This window comes from Flavobacterium sp. IC2-16 (genome assembly GCF_055521455.1).
On sequence record NZ_CM145480.1, the window covers coordinates 2,535,926 to 2,554,136 of the forward strand.

Genomic DNA, 18,211 nt, shown 5'->3' on the forward strand with positions numbered 1-18,211 from the left:
TAGACTATTTGGAATTTTAGACTGACTTAGATTTTTAGTGTGGTACGAAATTTAGAAATCATTTTTATAATTTCAGTTAGTTGATTGGATAGTAATATTAATTTTTGAGAATCAATAAAACCTAAATCAGTAGCGATTATAAGTTGTGTTTCGACTTCATACGCAGAACCAATGGCGATCTCCAAAAACCTTGAAAAATCCTTATTTGAAATTCTGGAAGAACCTTCAGCAATATTTGAAGGAATTGAAACTGAGGCTCTTCTTAATTGGTTTGTAAGACCATATTTTTCTTCATTTGGGAAAGAAGCTGTTATGGAATAAATGTCAGTACAAAATACTCTGCTTTTCTTCCAAATGCCTAATTCTTTAAACTGATGCATAATGTTTGGCGTATATAAAAACTAATCTAAAATAAATATAAAATCTAAAAAAGAATCCAACTTTCTAAGAAATCTAATTGGTCTAATTATTCTAAGAAGTCTAAGAAATCTAATTAATACTGCTCATTAGCATTCGGAAAATCTACAGCCTTAACATCGGTAACATATTGACCAATTGCTTTTGTCATATCATCATATAAATTCATATAACGACGTAAAAAACGCGGACTAAATTCATGGGTCATTCCAATCATGTCATGCAAAACCAAAACCTGACCGTCAACACCGCTTCCGGCACCAATTCCAATTACTGGAATAGAAATACTTTCGGCAACTTTTTGGGCTAAAGCTGCTGGAATTTTCTCCAAAACTAGAGCAAAACAACCTACTTTTTCAAGCATTTTAGCATCTTCCAAAAGTTTTTCAGCTTCAGCTTCTTCTTTAGCACGAACGGTATAAGTTCCAAATTTATAAATAGATTGTGGTGTTAAACCCAAGTGTCCCATAACCGGAATACCGGCGTTTAAAATTTTCTTGATACTTTCTTTAATTTCTTTTCCACCTTCTAATTTTACTGCGTGGCCGCCACTTTCTTTCATAATTCTAATAGAAGATCGTAAAGCTTCTCTAGGATCGGATTGATAACTACCAAAAGGTAAATCGACTACAACTAAAGCTCTTTCTGCAGCTCGCACAACAGAAGAAGCGTGGTAAATCATTTGATCTAAAGTAATAGGTAGCGTGGTTTCATGACCCGCCATTACATTACTTGCAGAATCTCCCACCAAAATAACATCAACCCCCGAACTATCCACAATTTTTGCCATGGTATAATCGTAAGCCGTAAGCATAGAAATTTTCTCGCCATTGGTTTTCATATCAATTAATGATTTAGTGGTAATTCTTTTGTAATCTTTTTTGGCTACAGACATGATTCTAAAAATTTATGAACTGTAAAATTACTACAATTTCCAAAATAGCGTAACATTATTCCGATAAATAGTACATATTATAAAAACCATAAACTATGAAAAAACTCATTCTACTTTTAACCATTTGTTTTGCAACTGGATTGCAGGCTCAAACTAATGAAAATGCTGAGAAAAAAGCCGTAGAAAATTCTATTAAGACTTTTTTTGAGGGTTTTCATGCAAAAGATACGCTGAAAATAAAAACTGTTTGTCATGAAAATATGATTTTGCAATCGGTATTGGAAGGACTCAAAGGGGGAAGTAGTAGGTTAGTTGATGAAAAGGCTTCAGAGTTTTATAAATCGTTTGGAAATTTTCCCAAAGATTTAAAATTTGAAGAAAAAATCTTGAGTTATAACATCCAAATTGATGGTTTAATGGCACAAGCTTGGACTCCTTATGAGTTTTATGTTAACGGAAAACTATCACACTCTGGTGTAAATGCCTTCACTTTGTATAAAGAAGCCAACGTTTGGAAGATCATCTATATTATTGATACAAGAAGGAAATCAGCTAAATAATCTTTATAAAATCTTTATGCTTCGAATAATTTATCTTATAAAATACTTACAACTTATGGCTTAACTTTGTCTTGTAATTAAGTCGTAAGAAATTGAAAAAATTTATTCAACATACACGCGAAAAAAACCAATACTTATTTAGTATTGTTTCAGTTGGTATTGTATCGACATTGTTTCTTTTTACCAGAAATTATTTAGATTATACCATAATTGGATATTTGTTGCTTGTTTTAGTTTCGCTACTAGCAATTTTTCTTGATATATATGCTGTTCTTCTGGCAGCTGTTTTAAGTGCTTTGTTAATGGATTTTCTTTTTATAAAACCTTATTACACGCTACACATTGAATCAGCCAAAGATGGTTTTTTATTGTTGCTCTTTTTTATCATCGCATTGATAAATGCTGTTTTAACATTCAAAATTAGAAAAGCTAAACAGCTAGCACATGCCAAAGAAGCAAAGTTACAAACAATGAAACTTTACAATACACTACTGGATTCGTTATCACATGAATTACGCACACCTATTTCAACCATTATGGGAGCTGTTGGAACACTTCAGGTTAAACCTAAAATATCTGAAGAAAACAGTGCTAAATTGTTAAGTGAAATGGAAAAAGCTTCGTTGCGTTTAAATCATCAGGTAGAAAATTTGTTGAATATGTCGCGTCTGGAATCGGGATATGTTCAGCCAAAAATGGATTGGTGTGATGTAAAAGAATTAGTATACAATGTTCTTAATCATCTTAGAGAAGAGTTGGTGCATCATCGTGTAAAAGTAAAAACTCCCGATTATCTTCCTTTATTTAAACTGGATTACGGATTAACAGAGCAAATAGTTTATAATTTGATCTTTAACGCTTCACAATATACGCCTCAAGGCGCTTTAATTGAAATTGGAATTGAATACAACCCAGATGTGAATATTGAAGGAGATGATGAGCATGTGAAAACTTGTGTTATAACCATTAAAGATGATGGTAACGGTTTTCCTGAAGATGAAATCGACAAAGTATTTGATAAATTTTACCGCTTGAGAGATTCCAAAACTGGGGGCACAGGTTTAGGACTTTCCATAGTTAAAGGCTTTGTTGAAGCTCAAAAAGGAGAAATTTATGTATCCAACAAAGATGAAGGAAGTGGTGCTGTTTTTACCATATCTTTTCCTGCTTTAGTAATGCAAACAAATTCAATCAGCCATGAATAATACCATCATTTTAGTAATTGACGATGAAAGTCAAATTCGTAAGTTGTTGGAAATCACTTTGGAATCCAATGGGTATAAGATGGAGTTTGCCGTTAATGCCAAAGAAGGATTGCTTTTGGCTGCAAGTCATCCGCCAGATGTAATTATTCTGGATTTGGGTTTACCGGATGATGATGGACAAAACGTACTGGTACAACTTCGGGAATGGTTTAACAATCCGATTATTATTTTATCGGTTAAAAGTGCCGAAGAAGAAATTGTTAAAGCATTAGACAATGGCGCAAACGATTATTTAACCAAACCTTTCCGAACTCAAGAACTGCTGGCTAGAGTGAGGGCTGCATTGCGAAATTTGGCAGGAACCTCGAGCGAGCCAATAGTTACGATGGACAATATTCAAATAGATTTTGCTTCCAGAATCGTAAAAGTTGACAATGAAGTTTTAAAACTGACTGCCACCGAATATACTTTACTTTCAATTTTGATTAAAAATGAAGGACGGGTATTAACGCATCAATACATTTTAAAGGAAGTTTGGGGGCCAAGTTATGTTGACCAAACCCAATATTTAAGAGTTTTTATTGCACAACTCAGAAAGAAAATAGAAAAAGATCCAAACCGCCCGAAATACATTTTAACCGAATCGGGAATCGGTTATCGCTTTAACATTAGCTAATTAAATTTTATAAAATAGTACTTCAGGATTATGAACATCAGTTTCATAGTCAGCTTTCTTATTGCCTTGTTTTTTCAGTATTAAATCAATATAAATAATTAACAATCAAATTTTTAAATCAAAATGAGCACTCAAAATGTAAATAAAGTTACAGCTGCTTCTTTGCTTGTTGCACTCGGGATAATTTACGGTGACATCGGAACGAGTCCTTTGTACGTAATGAAGTCGATAATTGGAGACCGACCAATATCTGAATTACTGGTTTATGGTGGAATTTCCTGTGTTTTCTGGACATTAACGTTTCAAACTACTTTCAAATATATTTTTTTAACACTTTCTGCAGATAACAATGGAGAAGGAGGCGTGTTTTCTTTGTATGCTTTAGTAAAACGGTTTGGAAAAGGAAAACTTGTAATACCTACTATTTTAGGAGCAACAACCCTTTTAGCTGATGGGATTATTACGCCACCAATTTCAGTTGCCTCTGCTGTAGAAGGCTTAGATGTTATTATTCCGGGCATTCCAACTATCCCTATTGTAATTGGAATTCTTTCTGCTTTGTTTTTCTTTCAGCGCTTTGGAACTCAAAAAGTGGGAAGTTTATTTGGTCCAGCCATGGTAGTTTGGTTTTCTATGCTTTTTGTCTTAGGAGCATTGCAAATCGTACATCATCCTGAAATTTTTAAAGCGTTGAATCCAGTTTATGCGTACCGACTTTTAGTAGAATATCCAAACGGATTTTGGTTGTTAGGAGCCGTTTTCCTTTGTACAACCGGAGCTGAAGCGTTGTATTCGGATTTAGGACACTGCGGAAGAAAGAACATCCGTATTACTTGGGGATTTGTAAAAGTCTCTTTATTAATGAATTATTTAGGACAAGCTGCTTGGTTAATGTCGCAAGGAAATCCTTCTTTGGGAAGTAGAAATCCTTTTTTTACCATTATGCCAGAATGGTTTATTATTTTCGGAATTATTATTGCCACTGCAGCGGCCATCATAGCATCTCAAGCATTGATTAGTGGTTCGTACACACTTATAAATGAAGCAATTTCCCTTAATTTCTGGCCACGAGTAGCTTTAAAAAACCCAACAGAACTGAAAGGACAAATTTATATTCCATCAATAAATACGATTTTGTGGATTGGTTGTGTTATGATGATTTTGTACTTTAAAAATTCTGCTCACATGGAAGCGGCTTATGGTTTTTCCATTACTATTGCCATGCTGATGACAACATTTCTTTTGGCCTACTATCTAATCTTCATTAGAAAGGTGAAAATTGGCTGGGTAACTGTGATCCTTTTAATTTTTTCAACAATAGAAATTTCTTTTTTTGTAGCCAATGTGGTAAAAATTAAAGAAAGATGGATGTTTTTATTCTTTGAGTTGTTCATTTTCATGGTGATGTATGTTTGGTATTATTCCCGAAAACTTAACAATAAATATCTAAAATTTGTGAATCTTACTGAACAAGCACCATTGCTTAATGAGTTAAGTGAAGACGATAATATTCCGAAGTATTCCACACATTTGATTTATTTATCTAAAGCCGATAGAATGTATGAAATTGAAGAAAAAATTATTAAATCCGTCTTCGCCAAAAAGCCAAAAAGGGCAGATGTTTATTGGTTTTTACATATCAATAGAACAAATGAACCGTATACATTAAATTACGAAGTCGTTGAAATTCTGGACGATAAAGTAATTAAACTGATCTTAAATGTTGGGTTCAGAATTCAGCCAAGAGTGGAATTGTATTTCAAAAAAATAGTTCAAGAATTGGTAGAACGAAAAGAGTTGAATTTACACATTCGCCCTGATGGCTCTACAAAATACAACTCAAGTCCCGATTTCAAATTTGTTATCATCGAAAAATTCCTTTCTGTTGAAAATGAGTTTTCTATTAAACATGATTGGATTTTAAAATCATACTTTTTACTAAAAAGACTTTCAATTTCCGATGAAAAAGCATTTGGATTAGATAAAAGTGATGTAGCTATAGAAAATGTTCCCATGGTATATCATCCTGTTTCAAATGTTGTTTTGGAACGTAAATCAAATTAAATTTGTAATATGAAAAAACTATTATTCGTTGCATTAATAAGTTCATTGAAAATTTGTTCTCAAGAGAAGACTTCTGATTCTACTCAATTAAAAATCGATTTTTCTGGTTATATCGAAACATATTATAATTACGATTTCAATAGACCAAAAGATAAGCAAAGACAAAGTTTCTTTTTCAATCATAACCGTCACAATGAGTTTAATGTGAATATGGCTTTACTTCGGACTTTTGTTACTTATGAAAACTTTTACGCTAAAATTGCTGTACATGCCGGAAATTATGTAGACGATAACTATGCTTCGGAAGACCTTAAAATTATTAATGAAGCTTATGTTGGCGCTTATTTGGATAAGGATAAAAAGACAAGTATAGATTTTGGTATTTTTGCATCACATATTGGTTTCGAAAGTGCAACTTCTTCAGTTAATTTAAACCTGACACGTTCTATTCTAGCTGAAAATTCACCATACTTTTTATCAGGTGTTCGCTTGAGTTATAAACCAAGTGATAAATGGTTTTTTTGTGGTGTTTTGAACAATGGTTGGCAACATATAAATAAACCCAATCGTAAAGCATTACCAGCTTTTGGAAATCAAATTGCTTATAAAGGTTCTTCAAGAAGTACTTTAAATTGGAGTACTTTTGTGGGAGATGAAGCAATTGGTGAATTTTTACGTACTAGATATTTCAGTAACTTGTATTGGGATTACAAATGGACAGACAAATGGCACACCATACTAGGTTTTGATTATGGTGTTCAAAAACGTATTACTGGTGAAGGATATTCCAATTGGTATAGTCCAATTTTAATTACACAATATACTTTAGCTCCAAAATGGCAAATAGCATATCGAGCCGAATATTACCAAGATAAAGAAAACGTAATGGTTTCTTTAGATTATGGAAATTTTAAAACATTGGGGAATTCATTAAACATTGATTTCCTTCCAAATTCAAGAGTAAAATTTAGAACGGAAGGACGTTGGCTGCACGCGCAAGATGAAGTTTTTAAAACACCAACTGGATATTCAAAAGATAATTTTTTCGTAACAACATCGTTATCATTTGAATTCTAAAAAATAAGGCTGTCAAAATGGACAGCCTTATTTTTTTATGTTCAATGATGAGATTAACAATCGGCTAAGTTAACGGTAATTGCCAAACCACCTTCTGAGGTTTCTTTGTATTTGTTATTCATGTCTTTGGCGGTTTGCCACATGGTGTTAACTACTTTATCTAAAGGAACTTTTGCATTTTTAGGATCGGTTTCTAAGGCTAGTTCTGCTGCATTAATGGCTTTGATAGCGCCCATAGTATTGCGTTCAATACACGGAATTTGTACCAAACCACCAATTGGATCGCAGGTTAAGCCTAAATGATGTTCCATAGCAATTTCGGCTGCCATTAAAACTTGTTCTGGTGTTCCGCCCATTACTTCGCATAATGCTGCTGCTGCCATAGCGGAAGACACGCCAATCTCTGCCTGACATCCTCCCATAGCTGCAGAAATAGTAGCGCCTTTTTTGAATATACTGCCAATTTCTCCGGCCACCATTAAAAACTGTTTAATTTGATTTTCATCGGCTTCGTGATTTTCGATAACCATATAGTACATCAAAACTGCTGGAATCACACCAGCACTTCCGTTGGTTGGAGCTGTAACAACACGACCTAAAGATGCGTTAACTTCGTTTACTGCTAAAGCGAAACAACTTACCCATTTTAGTATCTGACGAAATTTCACTTCGGTCTGACGTATAATTTGCAACCAAGAATGCGGATTATCATAAGGTAAAACACCTATCAAGTTTTTATGCATATCGTAGGCGCGACGGCGAACGTTTAATCCTCCGGGTAGTGTGCCTTCGGTATGGCAACCAATATACATGCACTCCAACATCGTATCCCAAATGCGTAATAACTCCGAATGAATTACTTCTTCGGAACGCATGGATTTTTCATTCTCATAAACAATTTCCGAAATCTTTTTGTTTTCCTTCAAACAATAGGCTAATAGTTCTTCGGCTTTGTCAATAGGGAAGGGAAAGGCACATTTTATTTCTTTATTCTCTTTGGCATGTTCGCAGTCTTCTATTACCACAAATCCGCCACCAATAGAATAGAAGGTTGAACTATATTCTTCCGAATCAGTGAAAACACTGAAGGTCAATCCGTTTGCATGAAAAGGAAGGAAGTTTTTGTTGAAAACAATATCGGTTTCTACATCAAAAGGAATGATAATTTCGTTTCCTAAAAAGATTTCCTTTTTGTTTTTGATAGCCGAAATAATCACATCAATGCTTTCCACAGGAATATATTCCGGATCGGCGCCGCTTAAACCTAACATAACAGCTAAATCAGTAGCATGACCTTTTCCGGTTAATGAAAGAGAACCGTATAAGTCGACCTTAATTCTATTAATGGAATCAATTAAGTTTCGTTCACGGATTTCAGCGAGAAATTGTTCTGCAGCTCTCCACGGACCTAGTGTGTGTGAACTCGATGGTCCAACACCAATTTTAAGCATATCAAAAACGGAAATACATTCCATAACTACGGTATTGATTTGGTTTGTTTAACACAAAGATAATCGGATAAATTGAGAGTTCATATACCTTTATATTTTTTATAATCACCTTAACTTCCAATTTTGTTTTAAAAATGTATATTTGATATATCAATCAAAAATGATGAAAAATAATTTATTGGCTATACTGATAGCGATTCTATTTTCTATAGCTTGTTTCTCGCAGTCACAACGTGAATTGTACAATCAAAGTACCGAAGCTTATAAAGCTAAAAATTACTCTTCATTTTTAAAAATTACCCTGAAGTTGGATAGTATTCGGCCAATGCATCCTACATTCACCTATAACCTTTCTGTTGCTTACGCTCTAAATAATGACAAAGAAAATGCAACTTCAGTTTTAGAGAAGTTACTGCTTATGAATAATACTGTCGATTTTGAAAATGATGCCGATTTTGAATCGATTAAATCATCAGCAGAATTCAAAAATCTTATAGCGTTAAAATCGAATCTTGCTGCTCCTGTTATAAATTCCCAGAAAGTAGTTGCTTTAACCGAAAAAGATTTACATCCGGAAAGTGTATTGTATCTAAAGAAACAAAAGCTTTGGCTGGCCTCAAGCATCCGACAAAAGAAAATAGTAGCGTTTAATTATGAAACCGGAAAATGCTCGGATTGGTTTACAGACAGTCAATTTTCAACATTTGCAATGAAAACAGATGCTAAAGACAACTATCTATGGGTTGCCACAGCTGCAATGCCAGAAATGATAGGTTATAAAAAAGAAATGGCAGGAAAGGCTGAGGTATTGAAAATTGACATCAAATCTAAAAAGATTGTGAAACGTTTTGCAGTAGAAGGAAATCATGTTTTTGGAGATTTAGTTATAGATAAACAAGGTAATGTATATGTGTCCGATAGTGGTGATGCCTTAATTTATAGAATTTCGAATGATAAATTATCGGTTTGGTTAGATTTGAAATTAGAAGCTTTCAATTTACAAGGTCTGACATTTAATGAAGATCAATCTAAACTATTCATTTCAGATTATTTAAAAGGAATTTTAGTTATTGATGTTAAGGATGCTGCGAATAGGTATTGGTTAGAATTTCCAAAAGCAACCACTCCAAAAGGAATTGATGGTTTAGTATTTTATAAAAATTCCCTTTTTGCCATTCATAATGGTGTTAAACCAATTCGTGTCATTCAATATACTTTAAATAGCAACCAAAATGCAATATTAAAATATAAAGTAATTGATCATAACCGACCTGAATTTGATGAGCCTGCTTTGGCAACTATTGTAAACAATAAGCTTTATTTCTTCGGAAACTCACCATGGAAAGCCTACGATATTAATTTCCAACTTGATACTACTAATTTTGAGAATCCGATTTTATATCAATATGTCATTGAGAATTAGTTTTAAAATGCCAACCTGTCAGTATTTTTAATTGCAATTTAGATGGAATCTGACATTTTATATCTTTTTTTCGCTTGGCACAATCCTTGTCTTTAAAGAAAGCGTGTTGAAAAACACTGCTCACTCCTAGAGGAGCAATCAAAACGAACAATAAAGGAGATTTATATTATGAGTAAAATTATTGGAATCGACTTAGGAACAACGAATTCTTGCGTAGCCGTAATGGAAGGTGGAGAACCAGTTGTAATCGCTAATGCCGAAGGAAAAAGAACGACACCATCTGTAATTGCATTTGTAGAAGGTGGAGAAATTAAAGTAGGAGACCCTGCCAAACGTCAGGCGGTAACTAACCCTACAAAGACTATTGCTTCTATTAAACGTTTTATGGGTAACAAATACTCAGAAAGTGCTAAAGAAGCATCAACTGTAGCATACAAAGTTGTAAAAGGAGACAACGACACACCACGTGTTGATATCGACGGAAGACTTTACACGCCACAGGAATTATCAGCAATGACACTTCAAAAAATGAAGAAAACGGCTGAAGATTATTTAGGAACAACAGTAACTGAAGCTGTTATTACGGTTCCAGCATATTTTAACGATGCGCAACGTCAGGCTACTAAAGAGGCTGGTGAAATTGCTGGTTTAAAAGTTAGAAGAATTATCAATGAACCTACTGCTGCTGCGTTAGCATACGGTTTGGATAAAGCAGGTCATGACAAAAAGATTGCGGTTTATGACTTAGGTGGTGGTACTTTCGATATTTCTATCCTTGAATTAGGTGACGGAGTTTTTGAAGTATTATCTACAAACGGAGATACGCATTTAGGAGGTGACGATTTCGATCAAGTAATCATCGATTGGTTGGCTAACGATTTCAATGCTGCTGAAGGTGTAGATTTACGTAAAGACCCAATGGCTTTACAACGTTTAAAAGAAGCTGCTGAGAAAGCAAAAATCGAATTGTCATCTTCTGCACAAACAGAAATCAACTTGCCTTACGTTACAGCTACAGCTTCAGGGCCAAAACACTTAGTAGTTACTTTAACTCGTGCAAAATTTGAGCAATTAGCTGATACTTTAGTAAAACGCTCTATGGATCCGGTTGCTAAAGCGCTGAAAGATGCAGGTTTATCAACTTCAGATATCGACGAAGTAATCTTGGTTGGAGGTTCTACACGTATTCCTGTAATCCAGGAGCAAGTAGAAAAATTCTTCGGAAAAAAACCATCAAAAGGAGTAAATCCAGATGAGGTTGTGGCCATTGGTGCAGCTATTCAAGGTGGTGTATTAACCGGAGATGTTAAAGATGTATTGTTATTAGATGTTACGCCACTTTCATTAGGTATCGAAACCATGGGAAGTGTAATGACAAAATTGATCGATGCAAATACTACGATTCCAACTAAAAAATCACAAGTATTTTCTACAGCGGCAGACAATCAGCCATCCGTAGAAATTCACGTGTTGCAAGGTGAGCGTCCAATGGCAAATGACAACAAAACAATCGGTCGTTTCCACTTAGACGGAATTCCACCAGCACCAAGAGGTGTACCTCAAATTGAAGTTATTTTCGACATCGATGCGAATGGTATCATCCACGTAACTGCAGTTGATAAAGGAACTGGTAAATCACACGATATTCGTATCGAAGCTTCTTCAGGGTTAACTCCAGAAGAAATTGAAAGAATGCGTAAAGAAGCAGAAATGAATGCAGAAGCAGATAAAGCTGCTAAAGAAAAAGTCGATAAATTAAACGAGGCTGATAGTATGATTTTCCAAACAGAAAAACAATTAACAGAATTCGGTGATAAATTATCGGAAGGAAACAAAACCAACATTCAAGCGGCTTTGGATGAATTGAAGAAAGCATACGAAACTAAAGATGTGGAAACAGTTCAGCCTGCTTTAGACAAAATCAATGAGGCATGGAAAAATGCTTCTGAAGAATTGTACAAAGCACAAGCAGAAGGTCAGACTCATGATGCTCAACCACAAAATGATGCTAACGGAGATCAAACGCAGGATGTAGATTTTGAAGAGGTAAAATAATCTTCTTTATAGTATAAACGAAAGAGCTGTTCCATTTGGAGCAGCTTTTTTTATTTTAACTGTTGAAAACTTGTATGTTAAAAAATTAAAGTTTTGGTTTTGTGATGAATATTTTCGTATTTTTCAAAACCAAGAAACTTATAAAACAATATATGAAAAAAACACTTTTAATGCTTGCATTAGCATTAGTTACAACAGTAGGGTACAGCCAAAAGAAGAAAGGAAGCTCTAAATCGAAAGCAAAAACCGAAGCTGGCGTTTTAGCAAAAACCGACAATCTTACAGCCGAAAAAGTTAAAAATGAAGTACATGTATATGTCACTACCGATGGAAAGAAAGAACTTTTGTTTTCAAAACCGGTAGATGGAAAAGGAACTTTGTCTGATGTAAAAATAACAAGCTTTAAAGCTAAAGAAACACCGTTGTATTATATTACTTGGACAGAAAAAGGAACAATTAAAACCGATTTAAAAACTGACGATTATACTAGTGTAGTTTCTGAAATTTGGGAAGTTCCAACTAAAACACAAATGATTGGTAACGACCAGAGAACATCTCATATTGTTGAAAAAGTATTTTTGGACCGATTGAAAAATGCATCGGAGACTCAAGAAAAAATGCGTCGTGAAGGTTTTGAATTTACATTGTTGCCTAACGGAGATTTTATTTTGAAAGATAAGAAAGGTGAAACTAAGTATTCATACAATCCTACCGATAAAAAATATGTAGCATCTGGAGGTGGAGCTAAGAAAAAGAAATAAAAAAAGCCGAGCATTGCTCGGCTTTTTTTATTTATCGGAATCTCTTTCAAATTTTGTGAATTGTATTGCTTAGAAAGCGTTTCGTAAAATTGATATTCAAAACTATTCAGAAACTTTAATCTCAAACATTTTATCCCAGTTTTTACCGGTTACAAAAATCGTTTTGGTTTTTGGGTTATACGCAATACCATTTAATACATCAACATCTGGGTGTTGCGTTACTTTCGATTTTAAATCGGTTAAATTTAAAACAGCTTCAACAGCTCCGTTTTTAGGATTAATGACAGCTATAGCATCCATTGTGTAGATATTGGCATAGATTTTTCCGTCAATCCATTCCATCTCATTAACTGCTTTTATTTTTGTTCCTGCTGTATATACGTTAATATAATCCACTTCTTTGAAATCGGTTGGATTTATAAAATAGATTTTTTCTGAACCATCAGACATTAAAAGGTTTTTACCATCATTGGTCAATCCCCAACCTTCCATATCTTTGAAATATTTGAATGTTTTTTCTTTTTCAAAAGTGTCTAAATTATAAACATATCCTTCGTTATTTTGCCAGGTAATTTGATACACTTTGTTATTTAAAACCGTACAACCTTCTCCGAAAACAGAATCAGGCAATTCAACGATTTTCAAAACTTTTCCGGTTTTATAATCGGTTTTTCTTAAAGAAGACTTTCCTCTTTCGCCTGTGCCATTTCCAGCACCATTTCCAGTACTTTCAATTAGTATATCATTATTAAATTCTAAACCTTGTGTATACGCTTTTAGATCGTGAGGATAAGTGTTTACGATGGTGTATTTCAATAACTTCGGTTGAATGTCTGAAACCAATTCTACACGTGAAGTTGCTTCAGTAGTATTTCCGTCTGAATAAATAGTCGCTTTAATATTCTGATATCCTAATTTTTGATTGGCTAAGTTGAAATCGAATTTTGTATTTCCTTTTACAGAACCAATTTTTATGTCGTTGATTGCATACGCTACGGAGTCGATGGTTTTGTTATCTTGATTGATAATGCCTAAAGAAAGTGTTTCTTGAGGCTGGTATTGTTGTTTTAATTGTGAAGAATCTATTGAAAATAAATTTTCTGAATCTTTTTTAGTACCATCGCACGAAATAATTACAAGGCCTAACAAAATGAAAGTTAATAGGTTATGCTTTTTCATTGTTTAATTGATTAATACTAGCAATATACAACGTTATTTTATATCGAACAATTGCCTTGGAAAAAAATAAAAAAGTTGTACATTTGCACCGGCAAGTCCTACACGACCAGCTCCTGCAGACTCCTCCAGGGTGGGAACGCAGCAAAGGTATGTGGTTGTAGCGGTGCGATGTAGGTCGCTTGCCATTTTTTTAAAAAAGTGTATCTCCCTTGCGGAGATTTTTTTATTTTAGAGCCATTCAAATTCATCTAATGGTTTTATCCTGGCAAATCGTTCGTTTTCATCTTAAAGAAACATTTTCTATTTCTTATGGAAGTTATTCTTTTAGGGAAGCTCTTATTGTAAAGTTAAGCGCTCATGGTCATTCTGGTTATGGCGAATGTACAGGTATCGATTATTATAATATCAACTTAAACGATTTTGATCATAAGCTTAATACTATAAAAGAAGCCATCGAAAGGCAGAAAATAGAGCACCCATTTCTATTTTATAAATTTTTAGAAAGCTTAGAACTTTCAAGTTTTTTGCGTTCAGCGTTAGATTGTGCGTATTGGGATTTATTCGGGAAATTAGAAAACAGAAGTTTTATGACGCTGAATTCTATTGAAGTTAATTCTTTACCCGAATCATCCATAACTATTAGTGCCGCACCAATTGAAGAACAACTCCAAAAAATTAATAAATCAAGTTGGTCGAAGTTTAAAGTAAAATGCAATCATTTTGACGAAAACAAAATCAAACAGCTTTTGCATTGCGGTAAAACAATTGCTTTAGATGCCAATGGAAGTTATACGGTAGAACAGTGTAAATGGATTGAAAAGTACAATGCTTCTGAGCAATTTACCTATGTAGAACAACCTATGAAACCTTCTTTTGATAATTATTCGAAGCTTGATGCGAATGCCTATCCGAATTGGATGGCCGATGAAGACTGTCAGGAAAATATTGACTTAACAGTATTGAAACTTCATTATAAAAGTATTAATATTAAGTTGGTTAAATGCGGTGGATTAACACCGGCTTTAGCCTTAATAAAAAATGCCAGAGCATTGAATTTCAAAATTATGATTGGTTGTATGACTGAATCTACTGTTGGAATTTCCGCTGGTGCCGCTTTGGTTCCGTTAGTGGATTTTGTGGATTTGGATGGTGCTAATCTTATTGCCAACGATATTGCCAATGGTTCTAAAATTGAATACGGAAAAGTACTTCTTTCTGAAAAATCAGGATTGGGAATTCAGATTTTATAGCCCAAAAACTTTTAAATGCGTACTTTCGCAAATGATTTTAAAAAAGCTAAGAAGTCTAACAATTCTAAGAAATCCAAATAATGTCTAAAGTTGTTTTAATTACCGGAGGTTCTTCCGGAATAGGAAAATCGATTGGTGAATTTTTGCATCAAAAAGGATTTACCGTTTACGGAACAAGTAGAAATCCAATGAATGTTCAAAATTCTGTTTTCCCTTTAGTAGCATTAGATGTACGAAACACCGAAAGTATTAAAAATGCAATTTCGGAAGTAATAGAAAAATCAGGACGATTGGATATTGTAATTAATAATGCCGGTGTTGGAATTACAGGTCCGTTAGAAGAAATTCCATCAGAAGAAATAAAAAACAATTTTGAAACCAATTTTTTTGGTCCGATTGAAGTAATGAAAGCGGTTTTGCCACAAATGCGAAATCAAAAATCGGGATTGATTATCAATATAACATCTATCGCAGGATATATGGGATTGCCATATAGAAGTATATATTCTGCTTCAAAAGGCGCTTTGGAGTTGATTACAGAGGCTTTACGAATGGAAACAAAAGCTTTCGGTGTTCATATTACCAATGTTGCTCCAGGTGATTTTGCTACCAATATTGCAGCCGGACGTTATCATGCACCGGTTATTAAAGGTTCTGCTTACGAAACGCAGTATGCTTCTATTTTAAAAGAAATGGATGCTCATGTGGATGGTGGTAGTAACCCAAATGAGATGGCTTTGGCTATTTATGCGATTATTCAGAATCCAAATCCGAAGGTGCATTATAAAGTTGGTGCATTCATGCAGAAGTTTTCGATTGTATTAAAACGAATACTTCCAGACAAAATGTATGAGAAATTATTAATGAACCATTATAAATTGTAATTTTGCAACCGATTTATTAACCATAGAAAACACAACTTTTTATATATGAAATTTTTTATTGACACAGCAAACTTAGAGCAAATTAAAGAAGCTCAAGAATTAGGGATTTTAGATGGAGTTACTACAAATCCGTCGTTAATGGCTAAAGAAGGTATTACCGGAAAAAACAATATCTTAAAGCATTATGTAGACATTTGTAATATTGTTGATGGTGATGTAAGTGCCGAAGTAAACGCAATGGATTTAGAAGGCATGATTAGAGAAGGCGAGGAGTTGGCTGAGTTGCACGAGCAAATTGTAGTTAAACTTCCAATGACTAAGGAAGGTATTAAAGCTTGTAAATATTTTTCGGATCGCGGTATTAAAACGAATGTTACTCTTGTGTTTTCTGCAGGACAAGCATTGTTAGCTGCTAAAGCAGGAGCTACTTATGTATCGCCATTTTTAGGACGTTTGGATGATGTTTCTACAGATGGATTAAATTTGATTGATGAAATTCGTCAGATTTATGATAATTACGCTTTCGAAACTGAAATTCTTGCTGCATCAGTTCGTCATACAATGCATGTTGTAAATTGTGCTAAAATTGGAGCAGATGTTATGACAGGTCCTTTATCATCTATCTTAGGATTATTAAAACATCCTTTAACTGATATTGGAATCGCTCAATTTATTGCGGATTACGAAAAAGGAAATAAGTAAGCAGTTGAGTCATAGTTTTCAGTGACTCATTTTGCGAATAAACAAAAAAGGATTCAATAATTGAATCCTTTTTTATGTTTTTCAGTTCTGCGACCTGCGACTGTAAGCTGTGAGTAAAACTATTTCAAATACATTTCGAAATTTGGTTCGAAAAGATTGATGAAAGCGTTTTTAATTGTACCATCAGGGTTTAGTAAAATGGTTCTGTTAATTTTAGTAATAACCCAATCATCTTTCAATTTTTCGTTGTCATCGGCATGTAATTCTACCGTGTTTTTAAAATCGTATTCGTTAAGAGTACTTTCCCAAACATCTCTTGATTGATCAATGTTAATCGCAATAAAATTGAGTTGAGGGTATTTCTCTTTTAAGGCAATAATCTTTTTGTGTGCAGCTTCTAAATGAGAACGAGCACTAATGGTCCAGAAAAACACCACGGTTTCTCCGTTTACCATATGATCAAGATTTATTTTTTCTCCAAAAGTATTTGTTAAGACTTCTATAGGTAATTTTTTGCCAGGGGTAAGATGCTGTACCGAATTACTAATTTTACGTATTTCGTTGTGTTTGCTTTTATCGGTAGATAATTGAAAATAACGATCAAAAAACTTTTTGTTATTCGACATGTTTTGATCTTCCAACAAATACATGAAAGCGATGTTGTTTAAAACCGCGTTTTTAATTTTTGGATTATCAATAAGTGTATCAGTAATATTTAGCTTTTCGATGTTGTATTCTAAAGCTTCATTTTCATAATCATTTTCACTATTGCAATCCTTATAAACAATATTGTTTAACATTGAAGTTAAATAGCGCACAAAAGGTACAAATGTGGTTAGCTCTTCGTTATTAAAATCGATTTCCTTTCTAAAAGCATAATAGTCTCTTGGTAAATCTTTACAGGCTTTTAAACCAGTTCTTCGTTTATGAGCAATCGGATAAATTTCTTTTTTGGCAAAATGATTGAAATCCAGAGTAGCTTTTGCATACAAATCAAATTTATCATCCCAGCCAATAGCAGCTTTTCTACGTAGGTAAAATGATTTTTTTACTTTATAAGAAGAATCGATACTTTTTGAAAATGTTTTATAATCTTTATCAAACAAGGTAAACATTGCGTTACGATCATCCTCGTTTTTAAAGTACATATCGATTAAAAAGTTGTTTTTTAAATCGCCTCTTCCACAAAACACCAATGAATTATCAAATTCTTTAGTATTTAAGCGAATCATTAAGCTATCGTTTTTATCGAAATAAATGTATTGGTATTCAGGCTCATGTTTGAAGGTATACATACCGGGAGCCAGTGAGTCGAATTTCTTAAAAAACCTGTTTTTATCGTCTAGAAGAATGGAGTCAACCAACTCGTTATCCTTTAATAACAGTACATAGCGGTTGTTCGGATTGATAATTTCACCCCCAAAATAGGCCGTATAATTATCGTCTTTAAATTCTCTTTGACAAGAAAAAAAGGAACAGATTGTAACCGCGGTTACTGGGAATAGTAGGTTTTTTAAAAAGGCAAACATTTAAAATCAGTTAATTACCAAAACAAATGTAGTTGTGTAATATATAAGTTCCTGTTAATGTACAGTTAAAATAAACACAAACT

16 protein-coding genes and 1 other RNA gene are annotated in these 18,211 nt (G+C 33.7%); 12 read left to right on the plus strand and 5 right to left on the minus strand.

Annotated features, from left to right (window positions below; translation table 11 throughout):
• Window positions 1–26: 26 nt before the first annotated feature.
• Entirely contained in the window at window positions 27–380 is a 354-nt protein-coding gene (locus ACZ1JT_RS11755; protein ID WP_465094019.1) for a four helix bundle protein, read from the minus strand.
• Window positions 381–493: 113 nt separating this feature from the next.
• A complete protein-coding gene (panB, locus tag ACZ1JT_RS11760; protein WP_465094020.1) occupies window positions 494–1,312 on the minus strand; it encodes a 3-methyl-2-oxobutanoate hydroxymethyltransferase in 819 nt (272 codons plus the stop codon).
• A gap of 95 nt (window positions 1,313–1,407) precedes the next feature.
• Between panB and ACZ1JT_RS11765 the strand changes: the two genes are divergently transcribed.
• The 5 genes from ACZ1JT_RS11765 to ACZ1JT_RS11785 all read left to right on the plus strand — a co-directional run bounded on the left by ACZ1JT_RS11765 (window position 1,408) and on the right by ACZ1JT_RS11785 (window position 6,894).
• Complete coding sequence (locus ACZ1JT_RS11765; protein ID WP_465094021.1) at window positions 1,408–1,872, plus strand: nuclear transport factor 2 family protein; 465 nt, start codon at window positions 1,408–1,410, stop codon at window positions 1,870–1,872.
• A gap of 92 nt (window positions 1,873–1,964) precedes the next feature.
• Window positions 1,965–3,077, plus strand: a complete 1,113-nt coding sequence (locus ACZ1JT_RS11770) for a sensor histidine kinase (RefSeq protein WP_465094022.1) — start codon at window positions 1,965–1,967, stop codon at window positions 3,075–3,077.
• Window positions 3,070–3,753 (plus strand): response regulator, encoded by a 684-nt coding sequence (locus ACZ1JT_RS11775; RefSeq protein ID WP_465094023.1) that lies wholly within the window; start codon window positions 3,070–3,072, stop codon window positions 3,751–3,753. The genes ACZ1JT_RS11770 and ACZ1JT_RS11775 overlap by 8 nt, the downstream gene beginning before the upstream one ends.
• A 123-nt stretch (window positions 3,754–3,876) precedes the next feature.
• The gene (locus tag ACZ1JT_RS11780) at window positions 3,877–5,817 is read left to right on the plus strand and encodes a KUP/HAK/KT family potassium transporter (RefSeq protein ID WP_465094024.1); all 1,941 of its coding nucleotides are present in this window, start codon (window positions 3,877–3,879) and stop codon (window positions 5,815–5,817) included.
• 9 nt (window positions 5,818–5,826) lie between these two features.
• On the plus strand, window positions 5,827–6,894 hold the full coding sequence (locus ACZ1JT_RS11785; protein ID WP_465094025.1) for a porin: 1,068 nt from the start codon (window positions 5,827–5,829) through the stop codon (window positions 6,892–6,894).
• 53 nt (window positions 6,895–6,947) lie between these two features.
• Here the strand turns inward: ACZ1JT_RS11785 and ACZ1JT_RS11790 are convergent, their stop codons facing one another.
• Window positions 6,948–8,369, minus strand: a complete 1,422-nt coding sequence (locus ACZ1JT_RS11790) for an L-serine ammonia-lyase (RefSeq protein WP_465094026.1) — start codon at window positions 8,367–8,369, stop codon at window positions 6,948–6,950.
• Between the two features lie 136 nt (window positions 8,370–8,505).
• On the opposite strand from ACZ1JT_RS11790, the gene ACZ1JT_RS11795 reads away from it, so the two are divergent.
• The 3 genes from ACZ1JT_RS11795 (at window position 8,506) to ACZ1JT_RS11805 (ending at window position 12,584) form a co-directional block, all read left to right on the plus strand.
• A complete protein-coding gene (locus tag ACZ1JT_RS11795) occupies window positions 8,506–9,768 on the plus strand; it encodes an SMP-30/gluconolactonase/LRE family protein (protein ID WP_465094027.1) in 1,263 nt (420 codons plus the stop codon).
• 168 nt (window positions 9,769–9,936) lie between these two features.
• The gene (gene dnaK, locus ACZ1JT_RS11800; protein WP_465094028.1) at window positions 9,937–11,823 is read left to right on the plus strand and encodes a molecular chaperone DnaK; all 1,887 of its coding nucleotides are present in this window, start codon (window positions 9,937–9,939) and stop codon (window positions 11,821–11,823) included.
• Window positions 11,824–11,975: 152 nt separating this feature from the next.
• Window positions 11,976–12,584 (plus strand): hypothetical protein, encoded by a 609-nt coding sequence (locus tag ACZ1JT_RS11805; protein ID WP_465094029.1) that lies wholly within the window; start codon window positions 11,976–11,978, stop codon window positions 12,582–12,584.
• Between the two features lie 102 nt (window positions 12,585–12,686).
• Here the strand turns inward: ACZ1JT_RS11805 and ACZ1JT_RS11810 are convergent, their stop codons facing one another.
• Window positions 12,687–13,763 carry a glutaminyl-peptide cyclotransferase gene (locus ACZ1JT_RS11810; RefSeq protein WP_465094030.1) on the minus strand — a complete coding sequence of 359 codons (1,077 nt, stop codon included), beginning with the start codon at window positions 13,761–13,763 and terminating at the stop codon, window positions 12,687–12,689.
• An 89-nt stretch (window positions 13,764–13,852) separates the two neighbouring features.
• On the opposite strand from ACZ1JT_RS11810, the gene ffs reads away from it, so the two are divergent.
• The 4 genes from ffs to fsa all read left to right on the plus strand — a co-directional run bounded on the left by ffs (window position 13,853) and on the right by fsa (window position 16,599).
• An RNA gene (gene ffs, locus ACZ1JT_RS11815) (signal recognition particle sRNA small type) lies at window positions 13,853–13,950 on the plus strand.
• 64 nt (window positions 13,951–14,014) lie between these two features.
• Complete coding sequence (locus tag ACZ1JT_RS11820; protein ID WP_465094031.1) at window positions 14,015–15,013, plus strand: enolase C-terminal domain-like protein; 999 nt, start codon at window positions 14,015–14,017, stop codon at window positions 15,011–15,013.
• An 80-nt stretch (window positions 15,014–15,093) separates the two neighbouring features.
• Window positions 15,094–15,897, plus strand: coding sequence for an SDR family oxidoreductase (locus ACZ1JT_RS11825; protein WP_465094032.1), 804 nt, complete (start codon window positions 15,094–15,096; stop codon window positions 15,895–15,897).
• A gap of 45 nt (window positions 15,898–15,942) precedes the next feature.
• A complete protein-coding gene (fsa, locus tag ACZ1JT_RS11830; RefSeq protein WP_465094033.1) occupies window positions 15,943–16,599 on the plus strand; it encodes a fructose-6-phosphate aldolase in 657 nt (218 codons plus the stop codon).
• A gap of 119 nt (window positions 16,600–16,718) precedes the next feature.
• On the opposite strand, the gene ACZ1JT_RS11835 is transcribed toward fsa, so the two are convergent.
• Window positions 16,719–18,128: a TlpA family protein disulfide reductase gene (locus ACZ1JT_RS11835; protein ID WP_465094034.1), complete on the minus strand. Its 1,410-nt coding sequence runs from the start codon at window positions 18,126–18,128 to the stop codon at window positions 16,719–16,721.
• Window positions 18,129–18,211 lie beyond the last annotated feature (83 nt).